The organism is Shewanella vaxholmensis, from assembly GCF_031932135.1.
GTDB lineage: Bacteria > Pseudomonadota > Gammaproteobacteria > Enterobacterales > Shewanellaceae > Shewanella > Shewanella hafniensis.
The window spans coordinates 110,521-133,408 of record NZ_JAUOEV010000014.1; the positions used below are offsets into that span (position 1 = coordinate 110,521).

Here is a 22,888-nt window from a genome sequence, read left to right on the forward strand (position 1 = left end):
AATCGATCGGATTCGTTAAAATGCTGGGTTGAATTCCCATGAAAAATCTCAGATGAACGTTTCTCAAGACACTATCTACGCTCAAGCGAGCGAGCATATTAGCGATTTCCAGTTTGATAACCGTGTAGCAGGCGTGTTCAGTGACATGATCCGCCGCTCCGTGCCTGGATATACGCAAATTATCAATACCATAGGCGATTTTGCAGATCGTTTCGTCATGCCAAATACTCAAATTTACGATTTGGGTTGCTCACTCGGCGCCGCGACCTTAAGTATTCGTCGCCAAATCCAAGGCCGTCAATGCCGCATTATCGCCGTTGATAACAGCGAATCTATGGTTGCACGCTGCCAAGAGAACCTGAATGCCTATGTCAGCGATACGGACGTCGATCTGGTTTGCGGTGACATTCGCGATATCGATATTCAAAATGCCTCACTGGTGGTACTCAACTTTACCTTGCAGTTTTTACCGCCAGAAGACAGAGAAACCCTGATAGCCAAGATTTATCAAGGCCTGAATCCCGGCGGAATTTTAGTGCTGTCGGAAAAAATTCGCTTTGAAGATGCCCCGATCCAAACCCTATTGGAAGAGCAACATTTAGACTTTAAACGCGCCAATGGTTACAGCGAACTTGAGATCAGCCAAAAACGCAGTGCGCTGGAAAATGTCATGAAGCCTGACACCTTAACCACGCATCAACAACGCCTAACCAGCCAAGGCTTCAGTCACTTTAGTCTCTGGTTCCAATGCTTTAACTTTGCTTCTATGGTGGCCATCAAGTGATCAGCTTTAGCTCGTTTTACCAACAAATCGCCGATTCGAATCTACAACACTGGCTCGAAACCCTACCGAGCATTTTAGGTCAATGGCAACGGGAGCATAAACACGGTAACCTGCCAAAGTGGGAAAAAGTGCTCAACAAGCTGCACTATCCTGCACCAGATCAAATAGATTTTATCGATAGCGTGACCGTCGGTAGCGGCGAGCAACTCAGCCCTGGTGAAAAAGAGAAGCTAGAAAACCTACTGCGTCTGTTTATGCCATGGCGTAAAGGCCCTTTCCACATTCATGGCATCCATATCGATACCGAATGGCGCAGTGACTGGAAATGGGACCGCGTTAAGCAACATATTTCGCCGCTGAAAAACCGCACTGTGCTCGATGTCGGTTGCGGCAGTGGTTACCACATGTGGCGCATGTTGGGCTCAGGTGCCAAACGTGTCGTCGGTATCGACCCTTCGCCGTTGTTTTTATGTCAGTTTGAAGCAGTCAAACGTTTAGCGGGCACACATCACCCTGTGCACTTGTTACCTCTTGGCATTGAAGAGCTGCCACCGCTCGATGCATTTGACACAGTTTTCTCCATGGGTGTTTTGTATCACAGACGTTCGCCTATAGATCACTTGTTACAGCTGCGTGATCAATTGCGCACCGGTGGTGAGCTCGTGCTAGAAACCTTAGTGATAGATGGAGACGAAAATGCCGTACTCGTGCCTCAAGATAGATATGGCAAAATGAATAATGTATGGTTCATTCCGTCAGTTGCCGCGCTCATGCTCTGGTTAAAGAAGTGTGATTTTACCGACATACGTTGTGTCGATACCGATGTCACCGCCCTTGCTGAGCAACGCCGTACCGACTGGATGCCCAACGAGTCACTGGTTGAATACTTAGATCCTAACGATATCACCAAAACAGTTGAAGGTTATCCTGCGCCCAAACGTGCCACGATTATCGCAGTGAAAAATCAACCTAATCAAGATTTAACCTGACATTTTCAGTCTGAAGCCAGCAAATATCAGCCATAGCGTCCTCAATGTTCGAGTGGGTAATGGCTGATATCAATTGCCGAAAGATCACTATTCCTCTCGTTTATCTGGAATATAGAAGTGTTCAGCCGCTCATTGTGACTCCTTCCTGAATAGCAATACATTTGCGACTCTCACCCTTACCGTTGACATCGATAACGGAACAGGGTTTCATGCATAACAATGACTTGAAGCTAGCTCAATTAGATACTAAGCCAAAGTTAACTCATTCAATCACAAATGCAGAACACATAACCCATGTTAAAACCCACTTTACTGGTTAGCCTGCTTGGCTTGAGCCTTTATGCTACAAATGCCGCCTACGCGGCGCCAAGTCCTGTCCCCCTCTTAGTGGAGCAATGTCTGCGTTTGCCAAACATTGAGCTTGCATCTGCCTTCGCCAACGCACGCTTAACAACAGCGCAATTAACCTTAGCCCAGCGCGCGCTTATTTTTGAGCAACAGACGATTGGGCTTAATAATATCAACGACAGGCTCAACTATTACCGTGGGTTTAACTTACCGAGTGAAGAACGCGAAGGCTTACTCCAATGCCAGTTACACCTCGCCGATACCCTGTCGCAACTTCTCAACCAAGCAGAATTTAGCCAACTGGCTTACGCCTTAGCCCAAGGTAATGCAGAACAAATACTGTTGAGCCAACAGCTTAAACAGTTACTACAACAGCATTGGAGTGCCGAGGAAAAAGCGAAATTGCATACAGCGCAGGCCAGCATAGGCCAAGGGTTAGGCAGTCAACAATTTAGTCTTGCCTTCAATGACAGCCAATGCCAACCCGAACCGACTCAGCAGCAACATTATCTGCATAAAGAAGAGGATAAAAATGACGAGCTGAAGCGTAGCAGTGAAAAGCAAAGCGATTTTTCGGACACTATCGTCAGCTACTTACTGACACAGGAAAACGCCCTATGCCGCCAAAACGTATGGCAAGCCTACCAAGCCAGAGCGAGTGAAACCAATCAAACGGCATTACAGCGAATTGCAGAGCAGCGCCAACAAGCCGCCACTGCGGCAGGCTTTACCGATTACAGCGCCTTAGCGCTTAGTTCGCAGCAGTTATCATCCCCTGAGTTGGTCAAAGCCTTTCTCGATAGCCAAACCCAAGATTTGCAAGTGGCTCCCTGGGATATTGGACGTACCCTGTCACAACAAGCATCAGCCAAGGGCCCCACATGGCAGACCTCAGACGTCTTGAGTCGCAGCTTTACTTATCTGCAAGTGTTTGGTTTACAGTTTGAGACCATAGCAACCGCCAACGCCGAGAAAACACCAACCGATCCTAATCGGCCGCATATTGTCAGGGTCTACCACCAGCAAAGATTGCTGGGTGAAATCTATGTGGCGTACAACCAAAATCCACAGCAAAGTAGTCAACAGCAGACATTGCGCCAAAGTGTACTCGGCCAGCAATTTGGACAACAGGCGTTGGATCTTAAGCCGCATCTGAGTAACTACAAAGACATTGAACAGTTAACCGAATCCATCGCAGAAGCAGTGGCATCCCTTGCTAAAGCGAGCCATTTCTACCTCAACAATGCCATGGGGCAGAGTCAGGATAGCTATTTTGTAGCGAGTCTCTGGTTAGCTGAAGTGCTGCGCCATCAACTCTTTCCGCAGTTTGAACAAGATTATTTACACGAGCGTGAAACATTAGCTAAAGCTTATTCGAAACAGCTCAAAGTTTTTCGAGCTAAGGTTGCAGTTAACTTTTACCAAGTCACAAATTCACAAGTCTATCCTGATATCGGTGCAGAGTTTAGTGCCAGCTTTGGCCAAGATTGGCCGCAAACCAAGGATTATCCCTATAGCTTTAATGCTATCGCCAACGAAGGACCGCTTTACTACCAATCACTCTGGCAAGCATCGTTAGCCCAGCTGATTGATCAAGCCACATTAGGCTGCCAAGACAAACTTCAATTATTCAATTTGTTAGTCGTCAATGAAGACGCTTTAAACCTAAGTGAACAATTGAATGCCATTATTGGTGCGCCCGTTGACAGCGCTTCGCTGATCCAAAGGCTCTCAGATAGCGATTCGGAACATGCTAGTAATTCTGACGATCAAGCTTTCGAGTCCACAGGCTCTTGTGCGTTTTAAGTGTTAATACTTAGGATGTGTTTGTGACTCGGTCGGGCGCAAACACAGCAAATCGTCATGATTTGCCTCTCTATCCCCTCAGTCACTTAGCGCGACATAGCTAGCAGTATGTCGTGAGAATGACTGACTCTATGATATTTAATTGAAAAAGTCGTAAGAAGTGGCCACTATAAGCCTCAATCTATCGTTTTTTTGAGATTATAATGACTCGAGCTAAATCTACCTTAGAACAATGGCGTATTTTGCAAGCTGTGGTCGATTATGGCGGCTATGCCCAAGCGGCCGAAAGACTCAACAAGAGTCAATCGTCACTTAACCATGCCGTTGCCAAATTACAGCATCAGTTAGGTATAGAACTACTCGAAGTCAAAGGCCGTAAAGCCTATCTCACCCAGCAAGGCGAAGTACTGCTGCGCCGCTCACGGCATGTCACCCAAGCCGTCAACGAGTTAGAACAGCTCGCGAGTAACCTCGAACAAGGGTGGGAACCTACACTCACGCTTGCCCGCGAAATTATCTATCCGATGGAAAGTTTAGTGTGTGCCCTCAATGCATTTCTGCCCCACAGCCGTGGCACACGCATCATCATGCTTGATTCTGTGATCACTGGCACCCAAGAGCTCATTCTGCAGGGTAAAGTCGATATTGCAATCTGTGCAGGGGTACCGCCTAAAGGGTATTTATCCGAACCCTTATGTGAACAAGAACTCTACCTCGTCTGTCATCCAAGTCACCCACTCGCAGACTTAGGCACAATTGAAGACGATAAACTACTGGCACAGTATTTACAGTTAGTGATCAAAGATACCGGCGTGCAATCCAATATTGATATCGGCTGGCTCAAAGCTGAGCAGCGCTGGACAGTCTCTAACTTCCACGAGGCAAAAGTCATTCTTAACCAAGGTATTGGTTTCTGTTGGATCCCGTCTTTTTTAGTCCAAGAGGAATTGGCTTCGGGCAAGTTAGTGCGTTTACATCTTGATGGCAGTCAAAAACGTCGCATCATGTTGAGTTTAGTTATCCCTAATAGGGATCAACAAGGGCCTGCATCAAAACTGCTTGCTTCCTTGATTTTAAAACAGCATGGAATTGAAACGAGGAATAGTCATTAACAGCAAGATACCAAACGAGTTATCAATTCGAGTGAGCAAAACGACAAGTGCCAACTGCTGACTAAATGCTCAGTTCTTAGTGGTACTGAGGTTGTTTCGAAAAAGATGATGAATAGCGAATCACGGGAATAGTTAAAGCCTAATCTTACACACTAAAGTCGATATAGCGTGCTTGTTGATAACCCAAATATTGCGGCTGAATAAATCCTGTCTCCTGCAAGAGGTCATCTTCCACATATAACTCGCTCTGCAAAGACACATTCGTATTCGCGCTAGCACTGATATTTGAAGACTGCTCATTTACATCATTTGCGGACAAAACATCCGTAGATTGCAAATTGCTATGCAGCTCATTTGAAGATGCCAGATACGAAGGCTGAATATTGGCTTGCTGCGTCATATCGACACGAGCTGAAGGTCCAGCACTGGCTTGTGCAACTGCGGCATAATAACGGCTTACAGCACTATCGGATCTTGAGATAAAACCCGTCGCTAAATCCGCTGAAGTTGAAGCTTCTACAAATGCTAAAGTTGCGGTCGGTGGCTCAATCGTTTCCACTGTGATCGATGTAGTGATTGAGTCACTGATATCAGAAGAGGTTTTCGAACCCGTATCAATAACTCTCGTATTGGCCGTTTGCGCCTCGATCGCTTGTTTTAGCTTATCAAGCGCAGTAGAGGCGGGGGTGAATACAGCCTCTTGGGGCTGAGCAATATTACCTGACTCATCAACGTCTCCCGTCACTACAGGTGAATGTTTTTCTAACGGTGGCAACTCTTTGATTTGTGCATCTGCGTCTATTAATGTTTGAGTCGTTTGCAAGTCAACAATTTGTTTTTGTCGCTCCTCTGCCAGCATCACTTTAGCTTCATTCATTTTTTGCAAGGCTTCAGCGGCAACGCGAATATCCGCAGAAGAAGGATCAACCGGAGCCATTGCCGCCGCGTACACTTGTTTCATTTTGTTTATCGTTGCGAGTGGATCGCCTCCGACAGCAGAAACATCAATCTGCACTTCACCATCGGTGGCATAACGTTGGCCATCGGCCCCCTTCTCATACTTAAAACTCGGACTCTGAGCGTATTGCCCACCGACAGTGGCATGGGCATGTTCATGGGCTTTAACCTCAGAATCTCTGGCTTTAAGTGAATCAAGCTGTTGTTGCTGCAGTGCCTGCGCTTTTTCTTGGGCTTGCTTTACTTGCTCCTGAGCTTGCTGTGCCTGTGATTGCGCTTGTGACTGTTGTTGCTTTGCTTGTTCTGCTGCCACAGCTTGCTGTTTCTGCGACGCTTCTTCCTGTGCTTGCTTTTCAAGCTGATTATCATTTTTAGCAAAAACAGCGGCTAAGGCTTGCTGGCGATCATCGGGGTTAGACGCTATAGCAGGATCTTCTACCTGACTGACTTGAGCCTTAGCGTCACCGAAAACCTGAGTAAATTGTTCCAACACTGTCGGTTGAGCCACTTCATTGCGAGCGGATTGTTCTACTGCTTTTGCAGCGTTTGACTGCTCAACAGTCACTGTACTCGCTACTGAACTATTACTACTTATATTTCCAGAACTGTTATTTACAGAAGTGTTATTTACAGAGCTATTACCTGCCGAGTTAGAGGTGGATGAGTCAACTACCGCAGCGCCAGTAAAAACAGTTTGTGGCCCAAACACTGCGGCTAAATCAGGCATTATTGGAAAAGCACTGCCCGTATTCGTTGGATTAAAAGCGGAAGGCTCTGTGCCAGTCGTATTAATTGATGAACTCGTAGGCGTAAAAATATCAGCGGCAATACTGCTCGTGACACTAAGACTCGGACTTATTGTAGATAAGGCGTTTGCGCCAAGGCTAGTTCCTGTAGCACTCGTGATTGATGACAATGCAGGAGTCGACACAGGTGTAGCAATTTGTCCCCCACGTACACCAGAAATGGACCTTGGCCCCGTTAACAAGCTAAAACTGGCATCCGCATGCAAACTTGCCCGATCTTTTAACCCATTGACTTGAGCAACATTTGCTTGAGGAGCATTGGTTTGAGGAAGAGCAACCTGCGGCCTTGATTCAGCAAAAGGATTGGCCTTTAGTGCTTGACTTGCGCCATTGAACGCTGGTGGTAGTACAGGCGTAACATCCGCAATTGCAAGCGGCGCTTTTAAAGCATCAATACCTGCGACATTTGAACTTATGGGTGTCGCGGTATTTGTATCGCTGAATAAAGGCGTTGATGATATAGCTGCAGGCATTGCAGAAAATGTTTGAGCGCTCGATTGCAATGAACTATCAGCCGAAGAACTTGCGTTAAAAGATACATTCGGTGATGAGTGGAGAGATTGAGAAACGTAAGTTACTAATGGAGCAATAGCCGAAACTTTAACCGGAGCGGTTGAGGTTCCAGTAAAATGTGGTTCATAGGCACCACTCGCTTCAAGTTTTGCGGAGCCTGCTTGAGTGCTGACTCCTTGATAAGTGCTATTAGCGTGAGTCTTGCTTTGAGTCTTGCTTTGACTGTGACTTTGGCTTAAATCAGTGCTTAGCGTCTTATCATGTGCCGAAAATGAAGAGGATGGCGCTCCAACCTGAGGTGATAGCGCCACTACTGACATGATGTTTACACCTTAATGTTAATGATCGAACCTATCGTTTCTGAATCAGTTTCAATCACCTCTGTAGAGGCTTCACCTTGTCTTAATGACTCATTTGCCGCCAATAGTGCCGAGGTTTTATCGGGCTGGGCAACATCTCTAGCAGGCTCAGCCGGAGTCGCACTTTGCGTCTGTGTAGGTTTAGCCACATCTATTGTTGCTTGAGTAAGCCCAGATTGAGCACTTTGCAAGCCTTGCAGACCGGATGAATAAGCAGATTGGATTTGCATAACGGTATTCCTGCATGCTGTGATTAATGGGTCAATTATTGACCAGTAACGTGCAAAAGTACAGATTTTATCCGCATTCTCAGCATTTATTTACGGCCAGATTTATCCTGTGATCCAATTAGCTTCCCAATCCTTAAATACGGGATTAAAACCCTGCCGTTGCATCTGTTCGATAACTTGCTCGACACTGCGATCATCGCTTATCTCAAATTGATCGAGTTGACTGTCAGGCGCTTGATAGCCGCCCGGTTGTGTCGAACTGCCCGCACTGATTTGAGTAATCCCAAGTGGTAAAAGATTATCCCTCAACTCAGGGCTTTCCCTTGTCGACATGCTGATGTCAAGCTGTTGATTAAAAATTCTAAATGCGCAAATCATTTGCACTAAACCTAGATCCGATAGCATGACTTTTGGGGTGATCCCACCAGTACAAGGCCTTAACCTTGGTAGCGAAATACTAAAGCGGGTACGCCAATAGCGTCGCTCTAAATAGTCGAGATGATATCCCATCATTAACGCATCTAAACGCCAATCATCCAGCCCCAGTAATACCCCAAGACCAATTTTATCAACGCCCGCCGCCGCAACTCTGTCCGGTGTTGCTAAACGATAGGCAAAATCCATTTTTTTACCTCGAGAATGGTGACGAGCATAAGTTTCGGGCTGATAGGTCTCCTGATAAATCATCACAGCATCTAAACCTAGCGCGACTAACTGGCGATAATGGTCCTCACTCATGGGCTGGACCTCCATCGCCAAATGGCTAAATTGCTGCTTTACCAGCGGCAACATTTGCTTGAAATAATCGATGCCGACCTTAGTTTCATGCTCACCTGACACCAGTAAAATAGAATCGAAGCCCCTATCTTTGATAATGGCCATTTCGGCCATCAACTCCTGCTCATTCAAGGTCTTGCGTTTGAGTTTGTTACTCATGCTAAAGCCACAGTAATCACACTCATTAGCGCACAGATTCGAGACGTATAGCGGTAAATACATGCCCAGATTCGCGCCAAATCGCTGCCGCGTTAGCGCCGCAGAGTGCTGCGCTATGGTTTCGATATAAGGTTCCGCCGCAGGTGATAGCAAGGCCAGTAAGCTACGTAAATCCCCTGCTGGACTCACCAGCGCCCGCTCAACATCTTGGGCAGTGCAAGAATACAAATCGAGTAACAGTTTATCCCGTGGGATGTTGGCAAATTCCGCTACAAAACTCATTGGTTTAAAAATCCCGTCAGAGGACTGGTATGTACCGCGCCCGTTTGTACTCGGCCAAGCCCAGCTTCAAAGGCCCGTCTACCGCATTGCACCGCCTCTTTAAAGCACTCGGCCATCACTATCGGCGACGCGCTGCTGGCGATGGCGGTGTTGACGAGCACCGCATCGGCGCCCAGCTCCATTGCCCGCGCAGCCTGCGAAGGTGCGCCAATGCCGGCATCGATCACCACAGGCACCCGCGCCTGCTCTATGATGATTTTTAAAAAGCTTTCAGTGACTAAACCTTGATTACTGCCAATCGGACTCGCCAGTGGCATAACCGCAGCGCAGCCTACCTCTTCCAAGCGGCGACAGAGCACAGGATCGGCATGCACGTAGGGCATCACGATAAAGCCTTTCTCACAGAGGATTCTAGCCGCCTCTAAGGTTTCTATCGCATCGGGCATTAGGTACTTAGGATCCGGGTGGATTTCGAGCTTAATCCAATGAGTTCCCAGCATTTCACGGGCAAGCTCAGCCGCAAACACCGCTTCCTTGGCGTTTCTCGCCCCCGAAGTGTTAGGCAATAGCCGTACACCCGCTTGGCGTAACGGCGTGAGTAAATCATCAAGCCCCATTTTAAAATCAATTCTTTTCATCGCAACTGTCACTAACTGCGATTTTGAAGCCGTTATCGCCTCAAGCATCACTTGGCTATTGCTGAATTTTCCCGTTCCGGTAAATAACCGTGATTCAAACTCCACATCGGCAATCGTTAACATACTAGCCTCCCGCTACAGCTGAAAAAAGTTCTAATTTATCTTCATGTTGGCAGAGAATCGATTGCCAGCGATTACGCGGAACCACCTCTGCATTCAACACGATAGCGACCGAATCGAGGGCTATATCTTGCGCGAGGATCACAGCCGCGAGTGAAGTCGGTTCCGTTAATGGCTGCGGGACATTATTTATGTGAATTAAAATCATATCAAACCTCCATACTTTATAGTTTGCTGGGCTTATCGGATAATGAATGAACCTCTTTTGGACCACATACGCCACAATGGGGATCCCGCGTTAATATCGCCGCTGTCCATGAAAGTGATTTAGCGTCGAAGCGCCAAAAACGCCCAAACAAGGCACTTTTAGGTTCATCACAACTATCCATACTCAGCAAGAGTTGCATGGCCACCAAAGATTGCATTGACGCCATCACGCCCACGCTCGGCCCGAGTACGCCTTGGGTACTACAGCTCTGCGACACTCTCGTCTGTGCGGGGAAAATACAGTGATAACAACCACCAGAGGGGAACCGCATTTGGTCGACTGCAAACAATTGACCGCTAAATGCTGCGATTGACGCACTGACTAAAGGTAAAGCCGCTTCGATACAGCGGCGATTAATGGCTTGGCGAGTCGCAAAGTTATCTGTGCAGTCAAGCACTAGCACTTTTTTACCCCGTTGTTTTGCCTCTAGAATATCAGCCAAGTGATGAGCCGCAGTTTCTGTATTAAATGCCGTTTCATAGGCAGTAACAGTGCAATGCGGTGCTATGCCATTGAGCTTTTGCTTGGCAACTCGCGCCTTATTGAGTCCAATATCGGCATCGTTGAATAACAATTGTCTTGGCAGATTTGATACTTCAACCTTATCCATATCGATTAAGGTCAAGCGACCAATACCTGCACAGGCCAGATATTGCGCCGCCAATTGCCCTAAACCGCCAAGACCGATAATAGCGACACCAGCGTCGGCCAGTTGTAATTGCCCAGCCTCACCCACTTCTGGCAATAAGACTTGCCGAGAATAACGGATGAAATCGGCATCACTGAGTGCATGGCCGCAGTGTTCATTGTCGCTGTGTATATGACCGCAAAGAACCTCTGCGTGAGAAAGAGGTGTTTTTTTACTCATGCTTTGCATCCAACTCATGCTTTACAGCCAGTTCTTCAGACAAGCTACATTGCTCCCAAGCTTGGCTCAGCTCTGCAAACGCTGCGACTGGCTCCTTAGCTTTCGTTATTGCGCGCACCACAGCAATATTGCCCACCCCTGTTGCTTTCACCTTTGCCAGATTTGTTAAGTCAATACCGCCAATTGCGACCAAGGGATAATGGCCTTGGAGTAACGCCACATAGTGTTTAAGTTTTGCGAGCCCTTGGGGCGCCGAAGGCATTTGCTTCGTCGTTGTTGGGAATATATGCCCAAGCGCTATGTAGGATGGCGAGTATTGGTGCGCCAATAGCAACTCGAAATAACTGTGGCTCGATATGCCTAGCGCGAGCCCCGCGGCTTGAATGGCCGCTAAGTCAGTAACGGCGAGATCTTCTTGGCCTAAATGTACCCCGAAGGCATGATATTTTATCGCTAACTGCCAGTGATCATTAATAAAAAGCTGTGCATTAAAATGCTTGCCTAAGGCAATGGCTGTTTGAATTTGTGCTTCTAATTCGGAGCCAATTAACTCAGGTTCGCCTGACTTAGATTTGCCTGACTCACATCTACCTAGCGCAGACTTGCCTAAATCAGATTCGGCTGGCGCGGTGGTAGTAGTTAACTCGCTGATGTCGGTTTTTATCCGTAACTGCAGGGTTTTAACGCCTGCCGCTAATAAACTTTCCAGCATGGTTAAGTCACTCACCACGGGATAAACACCAAGCTCGGCATCGAGCACTTTAAAACAGTGGGATAAAATATTTTGAGGTGGCGTCGAGGCTATTCTTACCTGAGCGGTTGCCTGATCTGTTGCGGATAAAACTGTTGCAACTAAATCATTACCAACATCAAGGTGTTGGTTGAGTTGATAACTAATAAAATTGCCATCACACAGATTTATCTTGGCATATCGGGACAAGTTATTAGGCCAACCCGTACGGGCCAACGGCCCTGGACCTTGCCCTAAACCAATCGCCGCGCTTAAGCCTTGACTCACGTAGGCTTTCGCAACAACCACCGCATCTTGCAATACAAAACCCTGCGCTAACACGGTGGCAATGGCCGATGACAAAGTGCAGCCGCTACCATGATTATGACGGGTATTAACCCGCTGGCTGGCTAACCAGAAGCGCCCATTTTGATGCAGCTCAGAGCTCGCGCGCACTTGACGACAAACCAGATAATCCTCGGCAAGCTCAAGGTCCCAGCCGTTGCTATCAAGAGCGATAACATGAACGTTAGCCTGAGTTTGAGCATAAGTGTTATCGTGAGTTTGAGCATGAGTATCATCAAGAATGTCAGTGCTGCCAAAGCTCACATCGCCACCTTTGGCGAGCACACTGCAATCAAGGCTCTGGGATAAAGCCAGTGCCGCGGCAGCGAATTGCGCTTTCGTTGAAACATCACTGTGAGTTAACCGCCCAAGTTCAAGCACATTGGGCGTGATAAGTTCGATTAAACCTTTGAAAGGCTTAAAATCTAAGGCTGATTTGGCCGCACTTTTTATATCCTGATAGTTATCTACTGCTAATGCATCGCCACAACTGGCGACCATCACAGGATCAACAATCACAGGCACAAATGGATAGTGGATTTTAAAACTCGCGATCCAATCTGCCAGCAATGCCACTTGAGTTTGATCTGCCAGTAAGCCGATTTTAATTGCTTTGGGTGGCAAGTCGGAAAGTAAAGTCGTCAGCTGAGCCATTAACATCGCCGCTGATACGGGCTCGACTAAAGTGACCGCCACTGAGCTTTGCGCCGTCACTGTGGTGATCACGCTGCAACCGTGACAGCCCAAATCTTGAATTGTCGCCAAGTCCGCCTGAATACCGGCACCGCCGCCACTGTCTGAACCAGCTATGGTCCAGACAAACGCGGGACACTCGGTATTCATGGGCACATTATCCCCATGAATACCCAACATAATTAGGCTTCCTCAGCTTCGGCGACAAGCTTGTCTTTCACGTGATAGATCTCGGCGCCCGAAGCAGCAAACTCTGCCGATTTTAGCGCCATTGCCGCTTCCAACTCCTGCGGCGTCTTGACTGTGACTTGCATGGCTTGGTCAGCAGCTTCAACTTGATCCGCCTTCGCTTGTGTCGCCTCTAAGCCAGCGGCATAGGCGCGCACATCTTGGGTGATTTTCATCGAACAAAATTTAGGGCCGCACATAGAGCAAAAATGCGCGACTTTAGCGGATTCCTGCGGTAAGGACTCATCGTGATAAGCACGTGCAGTTTCAGGATCGAGTCCTAAGTTATATTGATCTTCCCAGCGGAATTCAAACCGCGCCTTTGCCAGCGCATTATCACGAATTTGCGCACTCGGATGACCTTTCGCCACATCGGCGGCGTGGGCGGCAATCTTATAAGCAATCAAGCCTTGCTTAACATCTTGTTTATTCGGTAATCCTAAGTGTTCTTTTGGTGTGACATAACACAACATAGCGCAGCCGTACCAAGCAATCATGGCCGCGCCTATGCCGGAGGTGAAATGATCATACCCAGGTGCGATATCGGTGATTTGCGGGCCAAGGGTGTAAAACGGTGCTTCATCGCAGTGAGCTAACTGCTTGTCCATGTTCTCTTTAATGAGCTGCATCGGGATATGTCCCGGCCCTTCGATAATGGTTTGTACGTCGTATTCCCACGCGATTTTGACTAGCTCACCTAAGGTTTCAAGCTCTGCAAACTGGGCAGCATCATTAGCGTCGGCAATCGAGCCTGGACGCATACCATCACCTAAAGACAGGGATACATCGTAGGCAACGCAAAGCTCACAGATCTCACGAAAATGGCTGTAGAGGAAGTTTTCCTTGTGGTGACTCAGGCACCATTTGGCCATAATTGAACCGCCGCGGGAAACGATCCCAGTAACGCGTTTAGCCGTCATCGGCACGTAACGAAGCAGCACACCAGCATGAATGGTAAAGTAATCAACACCTTGTTCCGCTTGTTCAATCAAGGTATCGCGGAACACTTCCCAGGTTAAATCCTCTGCCACGCCGTTCACTTTCTCCAGCGCTTGATAAATCGGCACTGTGCCAATGGGCACTGGCGAGTTACGGATGATCCACTCGCGGGTCTCGTGAATATAACGACCCGTGGATAAATCCATGACCGTATCTGCACCCCAACGGGTTGACCAGACGAGCTTTTCCACTTCTTCCTCGATGGAAGAGGTCACCGCAGAATTACCAATATTGGCATTCACTTTCACCAAAAAGTTACGCCCAATGATCATAGGTTCGGCTTCGGGATGGTTAATATTCAGCGGAATAATCGCGCGGCCACGGGCAACTTCGGCGCGGACAAATTCGGCGGTAATCGGTTCGCCGACTAAGGCACCAAAAGCTTCGCCCTTAGATTTACGATTGAGGATTTCATCCTGTACTTCGGCAAGTGCCATGTTCTCGCGGATCGCCACATATTCCATTTCGGGAGTGATAATCCCTTGACGGGCATAGTGTAATTGACTGACTCGTTTACCCTGCAGCGCTCTGCGTGGGCGGACAATTGCACTCGAACCTGCCTCAAAACGCAGATGGTCTAAACCATCATCGGCGAGTCTTTGTTGGGTAAAATCTGAGGTGGCACAGGGTAATTGCTCTGTGTCGTTGCGGGCTAGGATCCAGTTTTGTCTTAATTTACCAAGACCTAGACGCACATTGATGTCGGCCTCAGGATCGGAATAAGGTCCGGCGCAATCATACACGCGGATTGGCGGATTTTTTTCCATGATTGGCGCATCATCTGTACCGCCGATAAGCGTGTCAGTCTGCAGGATTTGCCGCATGCCAACGCGAATATCGGCATTGGAACCTTCGAGATAAATCTTTTGTGAATTAGGATGTTGCAGCGGCGCTAACGTATCGATAAAGGCTTGAGCCTGCGCGCGGGTTTCGCGGCGACTCGGCGCCTTAGGCACGATTGATTGACTAGCCTCAGCCGATTTATTAGGGATTGTCGATTCTGGCGCTGTGATTTCTATCGCATTGGCAGCTACAGCTGGGTTTTGGTTTGAACTGGACATAAGCAATCTCACTTTAAAAAATGGAGTTGCTTGTCTGGAGAATTGAGTTGTTGATAGCTGGACATGGCAATCAACTTTTGTGGCCAACACTGGCGTCAAAAATTGAGTTACCCTGCTCAATAACAATTAAATCTAAACATTAATGCTTAAAACACTGCTGAGTAAACAGGTGTTAAAGCCGTCTATTTTTGCGATTTAATGTGTGTTATTACGCTTGTTTCCTTCGCAGGTTTTAACCTGATCAGGTTCAACGGATCCCGAATAAACGGTCTCAGCCAAGAGGCACTCCGACAAGATGAGTGCGCAGTATAGACAGAAGCGGCAGCAACAAACAAGGAAAAAAGCAATTAAAAACCTTAACTGCCAATCCAAAATAAAGATTCATAACTATTTGTTTTTAATTGATTATATAAAATAAAGCTAAAGAAGTTATAATTGGCGTGAAAATAGATCATAAAAGAAAGTCACTATTTATGGGGTTTGAGCATCATTTTATTTAATTGAGATTGAATGGCATCATCAATAGCTTGATTGATTTTTTTGCCACTGCAGCCAAATGGGAAGCCTAAATTTTCTGCGTAAGGATTAACTTGAGTGCCGACTTGTACCACGCGATAACACGTATCACCTTTACGCACAATACGATTTGGATCTAAGGGTAAATCTAGGCTCGTTGTGCCACCGAAATCATCGGCGTTAGGGACAAATAACACTTCCATCTCAGGGCTCATTTCACTCATATTCGATTTCCGGGTGAATTTATCGGCCTGTTCAATCACGAGATCATCGAGCTCTTGCTCGCGCTGACGTTCAAAATATTGCTGGGTGAATAAACTCATACTTGAACTTGTCGCTATTGTGCTCTCACCTTCTGCTGTGGGCGAACTCTTAGCGCCAAGCTGCGGCTTTATTTCTGTGGTATCAAGCGTATTAGTTAGTTTTTTTGCCGTCACTTCCGCGGGCTGTACTTCACTTGGGGCACTTGATTGAGATTGGCTCGATTGAGTGATGTCCAGTTTAACCGTATCTGGCTTCACTTTTCCCTGATCTACTTTTTCAGGCACGACCTTTTCAAATATTGGCAGAGGCTTAACTTGAGTTGGAGGCGTGGGAACAGTTGTAGGCGTAACAGAACTTGTCATCTCAGTCTTATCCTCGGCCTTGCTCTCTGTTTCTAGCGCAGCGCTTTCAGCCTTCTCTACCGCGAGAGCATAAATAAAATAAGCTTTGAGCGCCGTTACTTTAGGGCCCCGACTTTCTGTTTCTGTTAATCCAAAGGGATTTAACTGCGGGCGCCACAAAATGCAGATAAGTAAAAATAAACACACATGCACTAAGATCACAAAAAATAACAGGCTTAATCCTTTGAAATATGGCTGACGAGCACGCAAAACGGATCCCGCCCCCAATGTCTGAGCATAGGTTTGTAACGTACAAGACAGTTCAAATTGGGATTCTAATTTAGACTCAGATGCCAAAGCATCACCCTGATCACTGAGGTGATCATCAAATGCAATAAAAGTCTCGCATTCTGGCGATGTGACCGATGACGATGTGACCGAAATAGGCAAATCACTATCAGCATCATCTCCAATCGCTATTGCTGTAGGAGATACTGTCAATAAAGGCGCGGCTTTGGGTTGACGTTGAAAAGGCAAAATCCATCCTTAGGTTTTGTGTAGTCTCAATTGATTTCGATGATGCTTAACGTGGAACAATTACACTCAAATCCAATATCAATCCAATATCGAGTTGCTGAATATTGAAAGAGAATTATCCAATGATTGCATTTACTTGCGAGTGCTCAACGCAGATTAGAGGAGGCAAACAGGGTAAAGTTCAACGCGAATGCAACACGTTACAAGCGCAGTGCTTACGCTAATGCTGAGTAAGACACTTGTCAGTTGAGACAAATAAGGCTGGGAATTGAGATCACAATCGCGCTAAATTGATGGGAAAATGCTTGCTAACTCTTACGTCTTAAAGCGGATAACATCATCAATGCGATACACTGACGGGAATGCAAGACGGCGTAAAAAAGATAAAAGGTGAAAACAATAGAAGCCAATCATGAAATTCAAGCTTACAAGTGTACGCTTAAATATGGTGATTTATTTTCCTAACTGATAGACTCAGTCATTATCGTTTGCGAGTGTGTATCTACCATGTCGAGTCAAAGTGTTATCGAACAACAAAACCCAGCTAACATCCCTGCTAAGTCTGGGCCGTATAGTATTAAAGAAGAAATCGCTAATAGCGTATCCCATGGCTTAGGCGTCATCGCAGGCATAGTGGCATTGGTACTGATGTTACTCAAAGGGCAAGATCATCTAACGCCAATTCAGCTAACAGGCGTTGCCATTTATGGTGCGAGCATCATAGTGCTTTTTCTATGCTCGACCTTATACCACAGCGTTAGCCATTCAGGCTGGAAACATAAACTTAAGATCGCCGATCACTGCGCAATTTACTGCTTGATTGCAGGAACTTACACACCTTTGATGCTGATAAGCCTACAGGGGACGCAATCGATAGTGATTTTAACAGCGACTTGGTCGCTTGCGATTGGTGGGATCCTATTTAAAACGCTATTTATTCACAAATTCAAAAAGTTAAGCTTAGTCTTGTATCTCGCCATGGGTTGGCTATGTGTCACTGTGATGGGCGATTTAACGGCGGCCATGTCGGAGTTGGGTTTTAATCTATTGATCTTAGGTGGGTTATTTTACACCTTAGGCGTTGTATTTTATGTTGGAAAACGTATTCCATTTAACCATGCCATTTGGCATTTGTTTGTGCTTGGCGGTGCCATGAGTCACTTTCTGTGTATTTATCTGACTGTTATTTAAATGGCTATAATTTAAATGACTATGACTTAACAGATGGTGATTTATCTGTGAGTCAAAGCTAAAAGTCGTTAATTATCTATTCAAGCACTTCCTTGAACTCTCTCTCGAACATCGCAATCAAGCACGGCTATTCAATTCAGTAAACAGCGACGCTAATAGCGCCGCTTGTTCTGCTCTGACACAGTGGCGCCAAAGCGCAATAATGCACTCTGCAGTGCACAAGCCTCCTTCTTGCTGATTACGCCGCAATATAAAGGCGGATTCAGGCATAAGTGGCGGCAAACTGACTCGTGCAGCCGTTTTAAGATAGGGGCTCTGGCGGAGCATCTTACGCGCCTCCTGCCAGGTTGCATCTAAAATCACCACTTGGTTAGGCATTCGCTGTTCCGCTATCACTGTAGATTGCGCTGGTGCTAACAAGGCTTGTGCGTTCGAGAGCACTGGCTCAGCTAAAACCGTATCTAAAGCATTATGATCAATGGGCACAGCAGGCTCAGTATCACTTGCTGGAAACAACAGTTTAGCCTGCTGCGATGCCAGCATAGCCACTAAATCGTTATCAGGTGCCGTTCTCGACCAGACGATGCTTCTCACCTCTTCAGGGAATGCGGCTAACGCGAGTTGACCAGTATTAGTTTTGCGGGTTAACTCGCGTTCGTGGGTCAATAAAATAATCTGCATTGCCTTCCTTGCTGCGGCAAAAGAATGAGAAATAGCATTAAACATCTACTGTTGTCAGCCACAGGCTCGAAGCAGTATCAGCTTAAAAGATCAGGTTAAAATAACGACGTTTAATCGCCAACCAAACCCTGCTCACTCAGTTATGTGTGAAATAAAATCATATATTAAACACATGATTTAAAAATGATAAAACTTACAAACATTCCAACACTATCTGTTTTAGCAGAAAAGTTTCACGTTCTATTGATTGGCCTTTATGGGGATGATTACGCTGAATATCTTCATTATGGGCGATAGCTTGATGAATATTGAGCCATTGAGGTCGCATGCCATTTTTAATCTCATGGGCTTCTAATCGAGTCTCACCTAAACCACGCTCACCCAGTGTGATGTCAATACGGCACACATAACAGAATGACTCCATGTGCACTACATTCGCTCCTTCACGGTACCAAGGTCGAAACTCTTCATAGCGACCAAAGGGCGCTAACACTTGAATGTCTAAGGCACCGGTTTCTTCCTGAAGTTCGCGGATCAGTCCATCTTCGAGACTCTCGCCATCATCAATTCCGCCTCCGGGTAAGCTGTAGTCGCGGTATTTTTGGGTATAAAGTAGCAAAATGTCTTCACCCGATAACACTATCGCGCGGGCAGCTCTGCGGTAAAAAACGCGTGCCGTCTGTAGGTTAACCGCAGGATCTTGGGTGGTTCTCAATAAACGCATCGTCGTAGCCATTTGCCGAAAAGGAGTCGCAGCATAAACGAAAATGTGCCAAATGCAGATCAAAAACTGTAGCAGAGGCAATAATCACACTCAGTCCAGTCCGAGTGATTGATAGATTTTAGCGATTACAAGCTTAATTATTAACGGCTTAAGCTAAAATCGTTTTACCCATGATGTTAAGATCGCGATGCATCATCTCTTTCGCCTGATTCTCATCTTAGTTGCTCATCTTTGGTGCCCATCGTAATGTCCAAGCTGAAAAATGCTCAAGAGCATTCAAACTCACTATGCTCACTTAAGAGCTGGGCCAATTGCTGCTGATAGGCATCAATAATCGCTGGTGTTTGCTTATGCGTGGGCATGCGTTGGTAATGACCAATCACCTGCGACAAATAACGCTGCGCTCGTCGCAAACTTGCTTCATCTAGCATCTGCCACATTAACGAACCCGTAGCACTGATAGGCAGACCATTTGGAGCCGCGATAGTACTGACATTGAGGATTTCGTAGAAACGTTGATTCTCTTCCAATAAATGTTCCGACTTAAGCCCTAGCCCTAAGGCAGTGAGTGATTGCCTGACATAATAATTATGATGCACGGGACACAAAATAAATTCGTGGTGCCGCTGTGGGTGCTGGGCTAGAATTGCCTTCACTAAGTCCACCAGCAGTTCACCGCCCACACCAGCGATAATAATCAACTGTTTATCCTTGTCACTGGTTTGCGCGAGCGGTAAAGCCGCAACATCAAGGCAATGCACTTGCCACTGAGTATGACGATATAAGTTTGAGTTTGGTTCTGAGTTTGACTGTGGGTCTATGTCTGGGTTTAAGTCTGGATCTGAGTGTGGCGCTAAATTAGGATTAAGGCCTGATATGTCAGCGGGGAAGAAACGCTGTAAACGCAGTTCAAGCGCCTGCATCAACGAAGGGACACAATCGACAAAGTGTACATGGCGGGCAGCGCTTCTTTCTAACAACAGCATACCGAGCAAACCATGATCGCAGCAGCAATCCCAAATATGATCGTAATGACCACTGATCATGCTGTTAATCTGTTGTAAACGTTGGCTAATTTTCACGATTCGACCTTACTACTGCGGCTCAAAATACTATAAATCCCACTGTAAATCCCACGCTAAATTGCATTTTTAAACAAAAATAAAGCGCGCATTTTACCCGAGTCAAACGCAAACCACATCTTTTGTTCGTGCCCTCGTAGTGCTTCTCGTCACTCCTGTTAGCCCACGCCTTAATGTGGTGAATACGTATGCAGGCCGTTGCGGTTAAAAAGCCATCGCCACTAGTATGCTGTGAGTCACATTCATTATAAAAACAAGGATCAAGGAATGTTCATCAAGACCAACCCTATTCAGTTAATTGCCGGCCCGCGTTCAGCTGGCCCAAAACTATCGCAAGCGCTATTGAGCCCCACACTTATCGCCCTTGCGGTCACGAATCTCTTTAGTGCCAACGTATTTGCCAAAACCGTTACCGTCAGCTCACCCAAAAAACAAATTCAAATCAGCTTGAGTGACGATACTGGCCGCCCCGAATATAAAATCGATTTTCACGGCAAGACAGTCATAGAACCGAGCCGCTTAGGCTTAGTTTTTCAATCCCTTGGTGAACTCGGTCAAGGATTGCAGATTAACAGCAGCGAGAAAAAAAATGCCGATGACAAGTGGCAACAACCTTGGGGCGAGCAGGAATGGATCCGCGATCAGCACAATCAACTGAGCGCGGTATTAAGTAACGGCAAGGTGCAACTCGAAGTCGAGTTTAAAGCCTTTGACGATGGTATTGGCTTTCGCTATCACTTAGCCCAACAAGCCACCCTGCCCGCTAATTCTCCGCTCTCAATCACAGACGAGTTAACCGAGTTCAATGTCGGCCAAGCCGATAAAGCCACAGCATGGTGGATCCCTGCCCGCGGCTGGAATCGCTACGAATATTTGTATCGCACCACAGCGCTGAAAGAAGTCGATAGAGTCCACACGCCCTTCACCTTTAAACTCGCAGATGGAACGCACTTAAGTATTCACGAGGCCGCCTTGGTGGACTTTGCCGCCATGACCTTAGATCAACAGCGCGATGGCAAGCTTAAGGCCGATCTCACGCCTTGGTCCGATGGCATTCGCGTAAAAACTCAAGTAGGCTTTTATACGCCGTGGCGCACCATTCAAATTGCCGACAACGCGACTGGTTTGCTCAACTCACACCTTATCCTTAACCTCAATGAACCCAATAAACTCGGCGATGTTACTTGGGTAAAACCCGGGAAATACGTCGGTATTTGGTGGGGAATGCACTTAAATGAAAATACTTGGGGTTCGGGCCCAACCCACGGCGCCACCACCAGCGAAACCGAACGCTATATGGATTTCGCCGCTAAATATCAGTTTGATGGTGTATTGGTAGAAGGTTGGAATGAAGGTTGGGACGGCGACTGGTTCCATAATGGCGATCAATTTAGCTTTACCAAGGCCTATGCCGATTTCGATCTGCCCGCCATCACAGCCTACGGGGCGAAAAAAGGGGTGCGTTTAATCGGCCACCACGAGACAGCAGGCTCAGTCACCCATTATCGCGATCAAATGGCAGATGCCTTCGCCCTGTATGAAAAATACGGCGTGACCCAAGTCAAAACTGGCTATGTCGCCGATGGTGGCCAAATCAAGCGCATCGATGACCAAGGCATAACCCGCCACGAATGGCACGACGGCCAATTTATGGTGGGCAAGTATTTGCACAGCGTTACCGAGGCGGCGAAGCACCATATCAGCATCAATAGTCACGAGCCGATTAAAGACACGGGCCTGCGCCGAACCTATCCGAACTGGATCGCCCGCGAAGGTGCCCGCGGCCAAGAGTACAATGCCTGGGGTAGCCCACCAAATAGCCCTGAACATACGGCCATGTTACCGTTCACCCGTATGCTCGCTGGCCCAATGGACTTTACCCCGGGGATTTTTGACTTAGCACCTAAGGGGTTGGATGCACAAAACCGTGTGCAAACCACCTTGACCAAACAGCTCGCCTTGTACGTTGTGCTCTATAGCCCAATCCAAATGGCAGCGGATCTGCCGCGCAATTATGAAAAGCACTTAAATGCCTTCCAATTTATCCGCGATGTTCCCACAGATTGGTATCAGAGTGTCGCGCTTGCCGGTGAAGTTGGCGACTATGTGGTCTTTGCCCGCCAAGCGAAGGATCAAGGTGATTGGTACTTAGGTGCACTCACGGATGAAACTGCGCGCAAGGTCACGGTCAAACTGGATTTCCTCTCCCCGAATAAACGTTATCAAGCGCAGATTTACCGCGATGGCGCAAAAGCCGATTGGAAAACCAATCCCTACGATTATGTGATTGAAACCCTCGAAGTGAGTGCTAAAGATAGCCTAAACCTCACACTCGCCAGTAGTGGCGGTACAGCAATACGCTTTAAAGCACTTTAGATTTCATCGTGTTCAGTTCAGCGCGCTAACTTAATTGCTTAAGCGAGTGTAAAAATACAGAGTAAAAAACAGAAAGTCACCAAGGATGTACCTTGTCCTTGGTG

General features: G+C 47.0%; 18 protein-coding genes and 1 riboswitch. Of the genes, 6 read left to right on the plus strand and 12 right to left on the minus strand.

The window, feature by feature from the left end; all coding sequences use genetic code 11:
* Window positions 1–52 precede the first annotated feature (52 nt).
* The 4 genes from cmoA to Q4Q46_RS13390 all read left to right on the plus strand — a co-directional run bounded on the left by cmoA (window position 53) and on the right by Q4Q46_RS13390 (window position 5,039).
* Entirely contained in the window at window positions 53–784 is a 732-nt protein-coding gene (cmoA, locus tag Q4Q46_RS13375) for a carboxy-S-adenosyl-L-methionine synthase CmoA (protein WP_006081747.1), read from the plus strand.
* The gene (gene cmoB / locus Q4Q46_RS13380) at window positions 781–1,773 is read left to right on the plus strand and encodes a tRNA 5-methoxyuridine(34)/uridine 5-oxyacetic acid(34) synthase CmoB (protein WP_311899294.1); all 993 of its coding nucleotides are present in this window, start codon (window positions 781–783) and stop codon (window positions 1,771–1,773) included. Before cmoA ends, cmoB begins: the two co-directional genes overlap by 4 nt.
* 294 nt (window positions 1,774–2,067) lie before the next feature.
* On the plus strand, window positions 2,068–3,927 hold the full coding sequence (locus Q4Q46_RS13385; RefSeq protein ID WP_311906195.1) for a peptidase M3A: 1,860 nt from the start codon (window positions 2,068–2,070) through the stop codon (window positions 3,925–3,927).
* 203 nt (window positions 3,928–4,130) lie between these two features.
* The gene (locus Q4Q46_RS13390) at window positions 4,131–5,039 is read left to right on the plus strand and encodes a LysR family transcriptional regulator (RefSeq protein WP_311906196.1); all 909 of its coding nucleotides are present in this window, start codon (window positions 4,131–4,133) and stop codon (window positions 5,037–5,039) included.
* Window positions 5,040–5,184: 145 nt separating this feature from the next.
* Here Q4Q46_RS13390 and Q4Q46_RS13395 read toward each other — a convergent pair whose 3' ends face one another.
* From Q4Q46_RS13395 to Q4Q46_RS13435, 9 genes are all read right to left on the minus strand, one after another.
* Complete coding sequence (locus Q4Q46_RS13395; RefSeq protein WP_311906197.1) at window positions 5,185–7,635, minus strand: putative metalloprotease CJM1_0395 family protein; 2,451 nt, start codon at window positions 7,633–7,635, stop codon at window positions 5,185–5,187.
* 5 nt (window positions 7,636–7,640) lie between these two features.
* Window positions 7,641–7,904, minus strand: coding sequence for a hypothetical protein (locus tag Q4Q46_RS13400; protein WP_006081755.1), 264 nt, complete (start codon window positions 7,902–7,904; stop codon window positions 7,641–7,643).
* A 102-nt stretch (window positions 7,905–8,006) separates the two neighbouring features.
* Window positions 8,007–9,122 (minus strand): 2-iminoacetate synthase ThiH, encoded by a 1,116-nt coding sequence (gene thiH, locus Q4Q46_RS13405; protein ID WP_311906198.1) that lies wholly within the window; start codon window positions 9,120–9,122, stop codon window positions 8,007–8,009.
* Window positions 9,119–9,883: a thiazole synthase gene (locus tag Q4Q46_RS13410; protein WP_006081757.1), complete on the minus strand. Its 765-nt coding sequence runs from the start codon at window positions 9,881–9,883 to the stop codon at window positions 9,119–9,121. The genes thiH and Q4Q46_RS13410 overlap by 4 nt, the downstream gene beginning before the upstream one ends.
* Window position 9,884: 1 nt before the next feature.
* Complete coding sequence (gene thiS, locus Q4Q46_RS13415; RefSeq protein ID WP_006081758.1) at window positions 9,885–10,088, minus strand: sulfur carrier protein ThiS; 204 nt, start codon at window positions 10,086–10,088, stop codon at window positions 9,885–9,887.
* 16 nt (window positions 10,089–10,104) lie between these two features.
* A complete protein-coding gene (locus tag Q4Q46_RS13420; RefSeq protein WP_311906199.1) occupies window positions 10,105–11,016 on the minus strand; it encodes a HesA/MoeB/ThiF family protein in 912 nt (303 codons plus the stop codon).
* Complete coding sequence (locus tag Q4Q46_RS13425; RefSeq protein WP_311906200.1) at window positions 11,009–12,964, minus strand: bifunctional hydroxymethylpyrimidine kinase/phosphomethylpyrimidine kinase; 1,956 nt, start codon at window positions 12,962–12,964, stop codon at window positions 11,009–11,011. The genes Q4Q46_RS13420 and Q4Q46_RS13425 overlap by 8 nt, the downstream gene beginning before the upstream one ends.
* Window positions 12,965–12,966: 2 nt before the next feature.
* Complete coding sequence (gene thiC / locus Q4Q46_RS13430; protein WP_311906201.1) at window positions 12,967–15,072, minus strand: phosphomethylpyrimidine synthase ThiC; 2,106 nt, start codon at window positions 15,070–15,072, stop codon at window positions 12,967–12,969.
* 201 nt (window positions 15,073–15,273) lie between these two features.
* Window positions 15,274–15,372: riboswitch (TPP riboswitch) on the minus strand.
* A gap of 167 nt (window positions 15,373–15,539) precedes the next feature.
* Entirely contained in the window at window positions 15,540–16,730 is a 1,191-nt protein-coding gene (locus tag Q4Q46_RS13435; RefSeq protein WP_311906202.1) for a hypothetical protein, read from the minus strand.
* 507 nt (window positions 16,731–17,237) lie between these two features.
* Here Q4Q46_RS13435 and trhA point away from each other — a divergent pair.
* The gene (gene trhA / locus Q4Q46_RS13440) at window positions 17,238–17,921 is read left to right on the plus strand and encodes a PAQR family membrane homeostasis protein TrhA (RefSeq protein WP_311906203.1); all 684 of its coding nucleotides are present in this window, start codon (window positions 17,238–17,240) and stop codon (window positions 17,919–17,921) included.
* A gap of 117 nt (window positions 17,922–18,038) precedes the next feature.
* Here trhA and Q4Q46_RS13445 read toward each other — a convergent pair whose 3' ends face one another.
* The 3 genes from Q4Q46_RS13445 to Q4Q46_RS13455 form a co-directional block, all read right to left on the minus strand.
* Window positions 18,039–18,602 carry a tRNA-uridine aminocarboxypropyltransferase gene (locus Q4Q46_RS13445; protein WP_371833781.1) on the minus strand — a complete coding sequence of 188 codons (564 nt, stop codon included), beginning with the start codon at window positions 18,600–18,602 and terminating at the stop codon, window positions 18,039–18,041.
* Window positions 18,603–18,795: 193 nt separating this feature from the next.
* A complete protein-coding gene (locus tag Q4Q46_RS13450; protein ID WP_131524087.1) occupies window positions 18,796–19,326 on the minus strand; it encodes an NUDIX hydrolase in 531 nt (176 codons plus the stop codon).
* 266 nt (window positions 19,327–19,592) lie between these two features.
* A complete protein-coding gene (locus Q4Q46_RS13455; protein ID WP_311906205.1) occupies window positions 19,593–20,408 on the minus strand; it encodes a tRNA (adenine(22)-N(1))-methyltransferase in 816 nt (271 codons plus the stop codon).
* Window positions 20,409–20,675: 267 nt separating this feature from the next.
* Here Q4Q46_RS13455 and Q4Q46_RS13460 point away from each other — a divergent pair, with 267 nt between their 5' ends.
* Complete coding sequence (locus Q4Q46_RS13460) at window positions 20,676–22,784, plus strand: glycoside hydrolase family 97 protein (RefSeq protein ID WP_311906206.1); 2,109 nt, start codon at window positions 20,676–20,678, stop codon at window positions 22,782–22,784.
* The last annotated feature ends 104 nt before the right edge of the window (window positions 22,785–22,888 follow it).